9 protein-coding genes are annotated in these 13,786 nt (G+C 42.6%); 8 read left to right on the top strand and 1 reads right to left on the bottom strand.

Going from position 1 to position 13,786, the window contains the following annotated elements; genetic code table 11:
• Positions 1-268 precede the first annotated feature (268 nt).
• The 8 genes from hdtA to trhN all read left to right on the top strand — a co-directional run bounded on the left by hdtA (position 269) and on the right by trhN (position 12,818).
• Positions 269-721 (top strand): H transfer determinant A, encoded by a 453-nt coding sequence (hdtA, locus tag FHN83_RS00260; protein WP_000952689.1) that lies wholly within the window; start codon positions 269-271, stop codon positions 719-721.
• Positions 711-1,136 (top strand): hypothetical protein, encoded by a 426-nt coding sequence (locus FHN83_RS00255; protein ID WP_000836981.1) that lies wholly within the window; start codon positions 711-713, stop codon positions 1,134-1,136. Before hdtA ends, FHN83_RS00255 begins: the two co-directional genes overlap by 11 nt.
• An 8-nt stretch (positions 1,137-1,144) precedes the next feature.
• A complete protein-coding gene (locus tag FHN83_RS00250) occupies positions 1,145-1,699 on the top strand; it encodes a plasmid transfer protein (protein WP_000235773.1) in 555 nt (184 codons plus the stop codon).
• Between the two features lie 119 nt (positions 1,700-1,818).
• Entirely contained in the window at positions 1,819-6,123 is a 4,305-nt protein-coding gene (rsp, locus tag FHN83_RS00245) for an IncHI-type conjugal transfer protein RSP (RefSeq protein WP_139563063.1), read from the top strand.
• Positions 6,124-6,400: 277 nt separating this feature from the next.
• Entirely contained in the window at positions 6,401-6,913 is a 513-nt protein-coding gene (gene trhF / locus FHN83_RS00240) for an IncHI-type conjugal transfer protein TrhF (RefSeq protein ID WP_001286760.1), read from the top strand.
• Entirely contained in the window at positions 6,900-8,411 is a 1,512-nt protein-coding gene (locus FHN83_RS00235) for a TrbC family F-type conjugative pilus assembly protein (RefSeq protein WP_058685157.1), read from the top strand. Before trhF ends, FHN83_RS00235 begins: the two co-directional genes overlap by 14 nt.
• 144 nt (positions 8,412-8,555) lie before the next feature.
• Complete coding sequence (gene trhU / locus FHN83_RS00230) at positions 8,556-9,611, top strand: IncHI-type conjugal transfer protein TrhU (RefSeq protein ID WP_181231580.1); 1,056 nt, start codon at positions 8,556-8,558, stop codon at positions 9,609-9,611.
• Positions 9,612-9,629: 18 nt separating this feature from the next.
• Positions 9,630-12,818: an IncHI-type conjugal transfer protein TrhN gene (gene trhN / locus FHN83_RS00225; RefSeq protein WP_000776701.1), complete on the top strand. Its 3,189-nt coding sequence runs from the start codon at positions 9,630-9,632 to the stop codon at positions 12,816-12,818.
• Positions 12,819-12,846: 28 nt separating this feature from the next.
• Here the strand turns inward: trhN and FHN83_RS00220 are convergent, their stop codons facing one another.
• Complete coding sequence (locus FHN83_RS00220) at positions 12,847-13,719, bottom strand: hypothetical protein (protein WP_000771834.1); 873 nt, start codon at positions 13,717-13,719, stop codon at positions 12,847-12,849.
• Positions 13,720-13,786 lie beyond the last annotated feature (67 nt).

Genomic DNA, 13,786 nt, shown 5'->3' with positions numbered 1-13,786 from the left:
TTTTAGGTTAATTTGGATGCTGTTACAGGAAGTGCGGATTTTTCCTAAATTTGTAAAAAACCTAAGAATTATCTTAATAAATCTGGTACTTAATTATTATTTTACGTAAAAAGTCTTTGTGGTTTAATGGTTATGTAAGGATTTTTTGATACCCTTATACCCGATGGACCTAAGGTCACTGACAACGATGTTCATGTAGAATCTTCGTTTCTGTAATCCCTTTTGTCCTTGTCCCAAATGATTGATTATTATAATAAAGGCTGATCGAATGCTATCTCGCAACTCACTAATACATGGTTTACGCCGAGACCAGTTAATCGGAGTTCTGACTATTTCAGAGTTTCCGGTAGTTATGGTAGAAAGCCACTTCATTCAGTCTGAGGTTATGGGAATAAAACCCGTAATTTTTAATATTGATGAGCTTCTTGTTTCTATATCCCCAATTTCCTCTCTTAAGTTCGATTGGGAGTGGGCCCCAGTTGATACAATACTCATTGAAGTTATCATTCCACCTGTAGAGTCAGACCTTGTAAGTGCAGAAAATGACTTCCTCCGTGATTCTGGTATTGGCCATATCCAGTGCGAGCCTGGCGGAGCATCAATACGACGTACAGTTACCTTCGTTGGTGGAATAACCGCTGATAACTTACTGTATCAGTTGAGGCTTATGTGCGTAAGCGCGTTAAAACTTTTAGGAGAGGAACTGGGGGATGAAGTCTAAGATTAGATATGTTTTATCTGGTTTTGTTGTGTTATGTGCATTTGCTGGAGTTTATAAAATCCTAAACAATGTTCCGGTTAAACCTGACCTTTTGGACTTCACTGGAAACACATTTAAAAAGACATCACTCTTCCTGCCATGTGATAAAAGCTCGCCTTCTTTAAACATTAAAATTGCTGATAACGAGAAAATCGTGATCAACGGCATCGCTTCAAAAGTAACTTTTGTTGAAAAGGCTGACCCCGTCAAAAGCCCTGGTTTTTGTGATGATCTTGATCTAAACAATTCTCGCCTTGTACATACGGCATCTTACAGCCTGGTGATTTCTGAAACCAAAACAGGATTTACACTATCAAATTTCAAGCATCTTGCCGATGATGAATCATTAGGCGGTATGTGGTTTTATCAAAAGTGACTTTTTATATGGCAACTTCAGACTTCGCTCTTAAAAACCATAATGTTAAAGCATTTGGTCAGGATGCAGCCCTTGTCATTGAGATGAACAATGAAGATGTTAGCTCATCAAAACCTTCACCTTTTTCAAATGAGATTGATAATTATTATCTTACATTGCACGTCGCTCCAAGGAACGCAAAAAAAGATTATGACTGGGGCTCAAACCGTTCTGTACTTCTAAAATTGTCGACGAATGAAGTTATGCAGATGGCATCTGTATTTCTTAGAATCATGCATACTTTAAAGATTGATAAGAGGAAAACCTCACATCATGGCCACGTCGTATACAAAAATATAAGCGTTACCCCAAACGAGAGGGGCGGTTTGTTGTTATCCGCAGGGATAGTTCCAGTCGATAAAGATGGCTTAAAACCCTTCATGCACATGGTCCCCGTCTCACAAATGGATTGCGTTAAAATTGGCCTCTACATACTTGGATATCTTGCTCAAAAAACGCCCTGGGTAAGCTCCGAGTCTATAATTACCGCGCTTCGCTTATCTGAAGCCAAGAATTCAAAATAGCGCATTAACATACGGAATATACGGAAAAATACAGGTTTTTTTAAATGTTATACGAACGGATATTTCTGTTTTTCATCGTAAAGTGAGTTTAATTTTGCTCAGAAAAACAGGTATTCGTCATGAGAAAATCAGGTTTAGGTTTAGCCCTGTTGTTTTCTTTAATTGCTCCGATTAAAGCGGTCTATGCTGAAGCGATTATGATTTCAGGAAAGCTACAGGCTGATTTGCCAGCCGTATCCTTTGACCCGGGGCCGGGCGACTTTGTTGCATACGTTAATTCTAACACTATCACTGCCTCAGGTGCAGGCACAGCCTGTAATGTAACGGTTGATGATCGAGCGACTTCCTCTGTTGATAACCTCGTTTGTTTTTTTGAGTGGTTACCCAATACCTTGGGATTAACTTCTAACGGCTTCACTCTTTCAGGCGTTCCCAACACCACCGGTGATTTAAAACTACCTTACAAGATTTCTTACTTCTCTGGTTCTGAACGGAAAAAAGTTGAAATAGTAAAAGGTGAATATTCAATCAAAAGTGTGGCACCGGTAAAACCAACTATCACCGGTCTTAAATCATCCCTGAACGGATTAGTCTATGACGGCTTTTCTTTCAAATCGTATTTAAAGGATGAAGCGATCAAAGATATCGCTGTTTCTGTTGAACCCCGCAATTATATTCAATACATCTCAATAGGTTCAGGCTCCGCCTGTGAAGTACCTATTGGCGGAACTTCCTGTACCATTGAAGTTGGAAGCATTAAGGCCAGTGATACAGATGAACTTTTGGGTTCACGTGATATCACAATTACAGCAAACTCTAAGAATAATTATTTCGCACCTCCTGAATCCAAAAAGCTTGTTGTTAACTGGGATTATCGGCCTCCTGTAGTAGACCATACACTTTGGAATTTTACCGATGAGGCTAAAACAATCAAAGTAGGTGGCCAGGACATCTATACCGGAGCCAAAACCGTTGCTGTGGCCGTTAAGGTACCCCAGCAAGAAACAGAAGGTGAATGGTGGCTCCCAACAGCTATGTCGCTCACTATGACTCCGGATGGCGTGTTTAAGCCGACGACTAAAGTGACTTTAGATGATGGCACTGAGATTGATTTCAAACAGTCCTGGGCAACCCCTTTACGTAGAACTTTACAGCCGGTAAGTGGACCTCAAAAAGTCGGTGATGAGTACCTCTATATCTTTGACTTAACGGATCTTATAAACGGGTCCTACGCAGCGACTTTTACAGTAGAAAATACGAGCAAAAACTCTTCTACGTACACTGAGCCTGAAAGCAAACTGATGCTGTCTGATAACCCAACGCTTATGGTTCTCAAAGATGGGCAGGTATTAACTAAACGAGCACCCGTATACTTCCTGAACGAGATTATCGTTGCAGCTTTCCAGGGGCAGGCTGGGGTTGCTGACATAAAATCAGTAACAATAGACAACAAAGTAGTTTCGTTAACACCTACAAATTATAAAGGTATTTACTACCTGCCGGTTGGAGACGATTTAGCAGTTAATTCGGATCACGAGATTACTGTGGTGGCTGAAAACCTTTATGGAAAAAACGTAAATTTCAGTACCGTGTTCACTTATCAACCTACTGGATTCACTCTTAAGAATCTGGAAAAAAACGTAACTCTTTACTCGCGCGTACGTCAGTATACGGACCTGCTTAGTCAAACAGCTGGTGATAAATGCACTCTGTTTACCACAGAGGAAAATGCGAATGCTTACCTCGCCTGGTATGGGGAAAAATCAGATGTTACAGCATGCTACCCTCAGTGGAACAATGTCCCTGATGGGTTGGAGTTCTATTTTAAAGGACGTACCCCGGGTCTAACTGGATTCTTTAATAAAACAGGTGAGAATCTGCTCGACTATCAAGTCTATATGATTAACGGGAAGGGCTCTAAAGCGGTTTCCGCAAGGAATCGCCGTACTCTGACCACACAATTACCATACAACCCGATCATCTCTTACAAAAAGAATAAAGTCATAGCAGGCATCAATCCGAACACTGCTCTGGCTTATACGACCGGGGGGGAGGCCGCTCGAATATTAGCGAAGGTGGTACCAGCTGACGTTACGATGATCGTCTCTCAAAACGGCTCTGAGGCTGTCAAAACGTCATTTAAAAATCGTTCCTCAAACAACGATGCAACGACCTTTGTACAAAGGGTCAAGGTTGCTGCTGCACCATTGTGGACAAAGAACGTCTTTGACATAGCTGTAGAATACTCAAAGGATCCAGAATTAAGAACTACAGACACCCTCAACGTATATACGGTGCCTGATTTCAATATTCGAGCATCGATGGAAGTGGATGACAAAAAAACAGCCACATCTCTTGAAGTGCCCTTAAAGGTAACAGTGGGGCGTTATAACAACTCCACACGTAAAAGTGCATTTGACCGTAAAACAATGGGAGAATGGGACGTCACGATATACTCTCAAAAAAGTGTATACGGCAAAGATCCAGAAACAGGCCGTTATAAAACTACATACGAAAGAACTGCGCTGACTGAAGCATTGCCGGTCAATGATGCGGGCATTGTCGAAACCAAGATTAAAATTGAAAATATGGATCTGGGTAATATGCGTCTGGTTGGTGTGGCTAAGGTCAGATCGCCATTCTCTGATTTTGAAATGAAACGTGAGACCAGTGCTGTAGGCATTCGAATCTATAAAGGTGAGGAACTGGAGGGTAACCTGTCGAAAAGCCTTATTATCGGAAGGATCCCACTTAGTACTCTGGTAAGCTTCAAATCTGCCAGTACGGCTAACTCTGATGCACTCGCCCCCACCGAATGGCAGCAGTCCTCTGATAATGGTCAAACCTGGACCATGCTTTCCGACATGACCGGAAAGAGAAGTGTAAGTATCAAAAAGACAGAAGTAGGAAAGTGGCTTTATAGGGCAAAAATGACTAATAAATTCACATCCAAGATTTCCTACACAGATGCCTTAACGGTAGTTACCTACAAGCAGCCTAAGCTCAGTATAGATGTTACAGACATTCTTCAGGGCTCAGATATACCTGTAACCCTGCTTGATAACGATGAACCTATACCAGCAGGCACCGCTGAGGTTCTCTGGTCAGAGGATAAAGTCAACTGGGTGCAGGGAGATACAACTTACACTGTGGCTTCAGCTGATACCCTACCGTCTACGATTTATGCCCGGATGCGTTACCTTGATTCCGATGAACTGGCAGAGGAGTCTTCATGGAAGGAAACGTCTGCTCGGTTGGCAGCCGCAAAACCCAAGCGCCTTTCTGTCTCGGTAACGGGGGTTTCAAAGGTAGAGGTTGGTCAAAAAGTTACTTTGGAAGGTAAGTTCACGAACCCTAACAGTAAGTACCAGAATGGTAATAACGTAGTTGAAGAATGGAAAACACCGGATGGCCAGACATTTAAGGGCTCTTCACTGTCTGTTACCCTTACTGAGCAAATGTTGGATAAACAGGGATATGCTGCTTTTGAATACAGTGCATGGTTAGCGGACAATAAGGAGAATACGGTTTCTACCCGTAGAGTTTCTGTCAAATCGTGGGTTTATAAATTTCCCGAGATGAAAATAAGCTCCAAACTTAAATACGACATGGCACCGACCACCCTACGCGTTGCGTTGAGCGGTATTAAGGATGGAGACTATCCTGGTGTTACTTATTCCCGTGAATGGATCTACGACAAAGAGAATCTGGTAATCACTAAAGATGAAGGTGACACCAAAGAATTTACAATTGAAAATCCTGGCAAATATATATTGATGGTTGTTTTCAAAGATAACCGAAACAATGAACAGCGTATCGAAAATACCTTTGTTGTCGATGAACAAACGCCAATGAACGTTGAGATGACACCCAAGTTCTCTAACAAATATATGAGAGCTCCACTCGATGTAACCTTAAGGTCAAACATCAAGCTATCTCATTCGGCGGACTCGATAGATACGGTCACATACAAGGTGAACGGTGAAGTAATACCCAGCGGCAAAAATTATTGGGCTCAACTGATCTCGGGTTTAAAAGAAAAGAAATACGAGATTACAATTGATGTTGTTAGTAAACTTGGACAGAGAGGTTCAGCATCTGTTGAGTTTGATGTCGTTAAAAACGCAGTGCCTAATTGTACATTGAGCTACACGGAAACCAACCTAAGCTGGAGCTTTACCAATAAATGTGATGATACTGATGGAAAAATGGTTAGATATGAATGGTTCATCAACGGCGAATTAAGGAACGTTTTCGGTAGTACGGCTACACTTTCTAAAAACCTTAACCGTGGTAAGCAGGACATAAAAGTAATTGCTTATGATGATAGTGGAGACTTTGCAACACAGCACGTGACAGTTTTCGGACCGGCTGAAGAGGCAAGTAAGTCTGAAAACACTGTATCAATACCAAGCAGTGAGTAGTTAATTTTTAAATATAAAGCCGGGACATTATGTCCCGGCTTTTTTATACCCAATAATTGGACCTTTGAAAAATTAATGTCGGAAAGTAACTTTGCTCCAAAGGCATCTTTCATGGCCGCTAACAAAGCTGCGTATACATGCTGAGGAATTAACATTCTTATAGGTGAATATTAGGTTAGTTTGCAGACTTCCGAGCGTTGAAAAACATGGATAATAGTTACTTGGATAGAGGTGCATCTGCCTAGTAAAAATATTCTTCAGTGCCAGTGAGAAAAATATGAGCGACTACATACCTAAAAAGAGAGGGCTGCTTATACTGGATTGGTATGTCCCCCTTAATATTTTATTGCTGATTCTCGTTATGTGTGTCTTTTTCACCCGTTATACATTTGGATACGGTTTATTGAATGGGTGCCTGCCTGCTGATTTTTATATGATTGATCATTCGGATAAAAGTATTAAAACTGGTGAACTCATAGCATTTAACATGCCGAAATCGGTACGTTTTATCCCAGAAAATGAACGAGTCATAAAAATTGTTGCCGGTGTGGGCGGTGACAAACTTAAAGTAACAATGGATGGGGTTTATAACGGGGACAAATTTTTTGAAGCTAATGCACGTCGTATTTCGAAGAAATACAATATTCCGTCCATTTTGATTGAAAAAGAATTGATAATTCCTGAAGGCGAAGTTTTCCTAATTGGGCAAACCGATCACTCATGGGATTCCCGTTTTTGGGGAACAGTAAAGCTGAATTCAGTAATTGGGAAAACATATGCGATCTTTTAATGTAAATAAAAAATATTTACCAATACTTCCTGGACTTGCGTTATGTGCAGTTTTAAGTAATACAAATGCAAGCACTGAGTATCAACATGATGCTGACCTAATCGCTCAGCAAGCAAAAGGGCTTGGGGCACAGGCTAAAGGTGCACAGCAGCCAGATGGGGCTCTTAGCCTTGATGCTACGCTAAAATCACCAGATGTGCAGAAGTACATAGCGCAAGCTGAAGCACTCCAAAAAAACCAGGACCTGAGCAAGCAAATAAACCGTGGTTACGTCCCCGGTATGAATGCGGATAGTGTTCAAGCAGTTATAGACCATACCCAGGCTATCAGGGCCCAAAGTAATAACTCTGAAGCTGTCAACGATATAATTAGAAGACGTGATGAAATTCAAGAAAACGCCAGCCTTAATGAAGCGGCTCTGAAAGCTGCGGAAAATAAGCCGGAAGTCATGCGAGGACAATCTAAAAATATCGAAAAATTGTTTGGTTCCTCGGGCATCACAGCTGCTGACTTCGAAAGAAAAATGGATAGCACACGTGAAGAAGCACTATCAACTGAAAATGGAATAACGATCTTTGCTTCATTTAGCTTGCCGGATTATGTACTGGAAGACCTTCTACGTACGGCCTCAGAGCATAAAGCTCGTGTAGTTTTCAATGGTCTAAAGAAAGGAACTACTCGGCTACCAGAGACACAGGCAGCAATAAACCAAATGATTGTCAAAGGAAAATTTGAATCTCCTTTGATTACAATTGATCCTGATAGCTTCAGTCAGTATCAAGTAACTCAAGTACCGACAATTATTTCTAGGGAGCAAGCTCGTTTTGCAAAAATGGTAGGCTCCTTCAACGTTGAGTTTTTTCAGCGAGAACTTGCTAAAAAACCCGATCAGGATATTTTCCCGGTTGCTGGTACCACTTATCCCGTTGAAGAAAAGAGCATCATTAAAGAACTGGAAGAACGTGCACAAAAATATGACTGGGAAGGTGCAAAAAAAAGGGCCGTTTCTGACACATGGAAAAATCAATGGATGGTCGACCTCCCTCCTGCCCAGGAACACAAAGAATTTTTAATTGACCCTACAGTGAGGGTCACTCAGGACGTAAAAGATAAGCAGGGCCGTGTAATAGCTTCCGCCGGTGAGTTGATTAATCCACTTTCGAGATTTCCTCAAAACCTGACGATGATAATTTTCGATCCACTCAATCCGGGCCAGCTGGTATGGGCTGAGCAGCAGTATCGACAACGTCTGGGTAGTGGAAAAGTAATGCCAATGTTTACCCGTATCCAAAAAGATAATGGATGGGATCACCTAAATGATTTACGTGAAAAATTTAACGGTAAGGTGTTTAAAGTTAACGAACAGATCATCTCACGCTTTCAGATTAAAAACACACCTGCGCTTATAACTACTGACCAAGATAAATTCCGGATCACCCTGTTTAGCGAGGCAGAAGTCCGTGGTATCGGAGCCCCAAATCTTTCAGAGGAAAAATAAGATGAAACTCGGATTTATTATAGGCGCTCTCTTTGCAACATGGCTGACGCTAAATTATCCGGACCAGATGAGAAGTTATTTTACCAAAGCCGTCGACTATATCGAAAGTGTTGCAACATTTATTACATCCAAGTGAGCATGATGGTGAAAAAATTCAAAAAGTTACTTTTAGAGTTCATTGTAGCAGTTATGCTTTCGCTTTCTATACCGGGTATGGCTATGGCAGCAGATGCTGGAGTCCCTGGGGCTATGTGTCAGTCAGCTGGAGTGTGGCAGGGCTTGATTAAGAATATCTGTTGGAGCTGCATTTTTCCCATGAGGATAATGGGCATAGGGGCAGCTCCAGAAGGCGCTGCTCCTTCACGTCCGGGTTGCTACTGCACAGATCAGAACGGCGTACCGGAAATAGGTTGGCAATTGAGCTTCTTTCAGCCGGTGAAGATTGTTGAAGTTGTAAAGAGCCCCTGGTGCAGCCCCTTTCTTGAAGGCACGATGCTTCAAAAATCGCAGTTTGATATTGGTAAAAGCAACACAAATCAGCCAATGACAGCAACTGAAGCCGGATTTTACGATGTTCATCTTTGGGAGTTCCCAATCATGACAATGCTCAAATTACTGATTATTGGCGAGTGCACTGCTGAACCCTATATAGATGCCAGCCTGACCTATATAAGCGAAGTGGACCCTATGTGGGAAAGTGATCTGCTTACACTCGTCCTGAATCCAGAGGCAGTAGTTTTTGCAAACCCAATTGCCTCAATGGTGTGCGCTGCTGACTGTGTAGCAGTAACAGCAGGAAAGGATAATCTCGCTGCATACTTTTGTGCCGGATGCGATGGCAACCTTTATCCATTAACCGGCCACATTTACGCAAATGATGACGCTGTAAGGACGAGTTCACTGATAACCCAGCGTCTTCTGACTAAACTACATCGCCAGGGAATGCTGATGCGAACGATGGGAGCAGACGCAATGTGTGAGAAAACGTGGGAATACTTTACACCTCGTTCCCAGTATCGGCTTTCAATGCTTTTCCCAACTCCTGAGGCGAAAGGGCCGGATTGCTGTCATCGTCTTGGTGATTCGGTACATGACTGGTCAACCCTTAAAGGTGGGCGCAAAAAAATAGGCAATGATAATTATGTCTATATGTTGTGGCGTTACAATGACTGTTGCGTCAGATATATACCAGGCGCTTGATTTCTAAGGGTAAAAATAATGAAACTTAGAAAAACGATAGCTTCAACTATTATTGCATCAATGATTGCCAATACTATGAGTTGGGCTTTTTATATCTCTCTCATAAATATGGTAATGACTCCTCGTATTTATGCGGCAGACGCTATATTTGACCAGCTCGAAAGTAACTTTAATCTTGCTAATCCTAACGCAAATCGCAATGCGACAACCAGTGCTCAGGACATTGTTGAGAAGTACAAGAATGCGGATTCAGGCGAGAATGTCAGTGGGAAGATCACCGAGAAATACGTGGGTAAAGCCGAATCCGCTAATCTTAATCTCGGAAAGTATGGGGCAGGGAACTCAAATGAAAGTGTCATGAAAAATGCCGCATCCGATGGAAAGTCCATTGGTAGCGCCGTACAACTGCCGAGTATGTCTGGAGGGACAATCAATTCAAACTATACCAAGGAAGGGGCAAAGCTGCTCTCTCGGGATGCTAATGGCAACATTGGTATAAGCAGTAATCCCAATACTACTCCTGGAACCAAAACAAATACCGGAGAGATTTTCAGCTCAGAGCAAAAGCACAGCGATATTAAGTTCAATGCCGCAGATCGTTATGGGGATGAGGATGGCTTTGTAAACGATATAAAGAATCGGAAAAGCCAGTTATTTGATGCTCAAAGTTATGATGGCGTTGCCTACCGCACCCTCGTAAATGCTAACAAGGACAACCCGGCATCATCTATAAAGCCTAACGATCCCATGTTTACTGCGGGGAGAAATGAGATAACAAATGCTGTTGCTGGTACTGGAAACTGGCTTCAGAACTGTAATGTTGAGACCTCTAAAAAAACAGTAACCACACACTATCCTGATTACAAAGAGTTCTACTGTAACTCGCCTAAGCAAGATAACTTCAGCAGCTGCACGATAACCCGTGATTTTTCAGTCCCTGTTTACATTTCAGGCGGAAACGGAGACATGTCGATGTGCGGCGATAATTGTGTGCGTATATGGTTTGGTCGCCGTGATGACAACTACTGGAGTGACGGGGTATATGATAACGAACTGACATTAAAATTCCATCCGGATGCAAAATTGGCCTCAGCAAAGATTGTTAACGCGGAGTGGGATGACCACATGCGGGTAACACTTGATGGCACGCAGATTTTTGCTCACATAGATGGTGCATATCGAGAAAGTGACTATCCGGCTCCTAAGGGATCTTGGGAGTTAAAAAAATCGTGGAAACTCGACAAGGTTTACGATGTGACTGATAAGGTCAGAAAATCGGTGTATGAGGAGCCTGATCGAGAAGTGACAATGGCATCCAGAGTATGGGTTGGTGGGAAGGGTGAAGGGTATTTTGAGGTTGAGCTGACTTTTGAAAATATGAAGCTCGAAGATAAGCACGTCCAGGAACCAGCTGGTTGTTACGATGCTGTACAAGCTCCGAATACATTCTGCCGTTTCGATCGGTTTAAAGATATGGATGTTGGCACAAAACGGCTTCCGGAAAGCGTGCTTTCATTGGCAAAGCCTCTGTATGAAGGTGATAAAGGATTTCTTACCTGGAAGACAAACCTTGAAGGCTACTTTTGTGATCCATTGGCCAAAGACAAAATTTGCTCTTATGACGCTAGTGGAAAAATTATGAAAGACGCTAATGGAAAGGACCTCTGTTACAACTATGAAGAAATAAAGAGTATGCCTGATGCATGTAGTGCTTATAAAAATGATGCAGCATGTGTACTCGATAAACAAACATGTGCAGAGGGTTGGTTCGATGAGGGCACTAACAGTTGCTACATGTATGAACAGAAATACACCTGTGACAGAGGGAAGGATGTAGTTCGGGAGGTTGAATCTTCTACAAATGCCTGTGTTGGCATGATCCCATGTTCAGGTGGAACATGCGAAACTGGGCCAAAGGAAGAGAACAACGATTTTGGAAAAGTTGCGGCTTATTCAAACATGGTTCAGTACATGCAGGGCGAAGCCAAATGCGAAGACCCTAACGATGCCAATTCATGTTCCGTCTTTGAAGGAAAACCTGAATGGTGTGGTCGTTCAGTAGGCTTTGTAAATGGCCTGGCAAAGACGGACTGCTGCGAAGCACCACAGGGAACCGCAGGAGCACTTGAAGGTATCATGCTTGCCGGATCTATGATCAGAAACACAAACTGGACCAGAGTTAATGCTCAGCTAATAAAATGGACCGGCGGTGATACAGGTACATGGGCTTCTATGTCTAATGCGGTCGGAGAGTGGACTGCATCAGCTGGTAAAACAGTAGGGCAAATGTGGAACAACGTCACGAGCTCCTTAACGAGCGTATATGAAAACGTCGCTGGTAATCTAAGCAGGGCAGTTGGGTCTTCCGCAACTTCTGGAGGGGCAGGAGGTGCTGGCCAGTTGGCACAGGAAACAATGTCCAGCTTCGGTATAGGTCAGCTTAAGCAGATGGCAATGAAGAAAGCCTACGAATTGCTACCAGATACAGTTCGTGACTTTGTCTTTAAGAACGTTGCTACTACCGGAGGAGAGGTTGTCTTCTCGGCTGCGGTTCAAAACTTTATGCTTGCATTAAACGTGATCGGTTGGATTTATACAGCCTATCAGGTCACTAAAATGCTTTTAGAAATGTTGGTAGCATGCGACCAGAAAGAGATGGAAGCTTCTATTCATAAGAATCAAAAATCCTGTTTTACATTAGATACGGAACGATGCGTCAAATATCTGAATGTTGGTTTCACAAAGAAATGCGTTAAAAAAGCAACAGACATGTGCTGTTATAATTCCATGTTGTCACGCGTTATTATGCAACAAGCTTATCCGCAATTAGGAATAGACCCTGTCGCCTCTAATTGCGTGGGGCTATCAATAAAGCAAATACAGCAACTGGATTTCGATAAAATTGATCTGACGGAGTGGATTAATGATGCAGTTCAGGTAGGAGAAGTTCCTGATCAATATTCAAAATTCTCCGAAGAATCAATTGTGGAAAACTTACCATTCCAGAATGAGAACTATCAACTTCCATCAGAACGTACCAAGGAAGCAATGGGCGGTGAAGAAAATATGATAAAGGCCAGACAAGAAAATGCTCAGGCTATAAAAGAGGAAAATGTAGATTGTAGCTATTTACCTCGACCGGCCATATGTGAGGTAGGTTCAACTACGCTGGATCCGGTTACGGGCAAGCAGTTGCCGAAATATTGAAGAAGGGGCCGTTAGGCCCCTTTTTTAATTACTTGGCTTTCAATGTTTTTTCTGGGAAGCCTTTTTTACCGTATTCACCGGTAAAGAGGTAATAATCTTTTCCGTTGATGGAGGCTGCAACACCCCCTGGAGTTGTTGTATTTGGGCTATCAGAACGGAAAATGATACCCGAAAAATCAGCGCTTGTTTCGTTTCCTTTAAATGGGATGAACACATAACGAATTACAGCGTAATCACCAGCGGGAAGGTTTAGCTCAGGAATTTCGGTTCCTGTTGCGGGGCGAATCGCCTGAAAGCTGTACATTGAATCTGTAGGGAAAACATCAGCATCAGGCTTAGAGGGCAGATCACAGGTACTCCATTTATTGACGACTGCCATATCAATTTTACATGTGGCCAGAGCTGCTTTCTGTTTTTCAGGGTTGTATCCAAATGAGGCCTGAGTTGCTTTTGTATGCTCAAAAACATACTTAGCTCCCTCACGTACCAAACTTTCATCATTGTAAGGCAATTTTTTTGGATTGGGGACGAACACTAGGTATTGATTGACCTGGATGTATTCGGCGTCAGAAGAACTGTACAAAGAGCTGAGGCTCATGATCCCAAAACCTTTTAGACCGCCTGTTACGTAGCCCATCGAACTATTGATGAGATACTTAGAAAGAAAGTTGTCGGCATCCCCTCCAGGAGTAACCTCTTGCTCCTTAAAATTAACGTCGAAACCAGCAAACGAATAGGCATTCTTGGCGACAGAATCATTTGCATTAGCATGCCAGTACTGGCCGTGACTGTACGCATTCAGAGCGGTGCCTGGCGTAGTGCCGGTGTCACCGGCACAACCCGATAGGGAAAAACCAATGACGACAGAAGAGACCAGAGATACTAAACGTAAAAGTTTCATTTAAAGCCCTTTTTGTAATGTCTTTTGGAGATGGAACCATTATTCCATAGTCACGCGTTTCACAAAC

The organism is Leclercia adecarboxylata (genome assembly GCF_006171285.1).
GTDB classification, from domain to species: Bacteria; Pseudomonadota; Gammaproteobacteria; order Enterobacterales; family Enterobacteriaceae; genus Enterobacter; species Enterobacter barmai.
The sequence above is the reverse complement of the archived record's forward strand: the minus strand, read 5'-3'. Positions and strand labels throughout refer to the sequence as shown.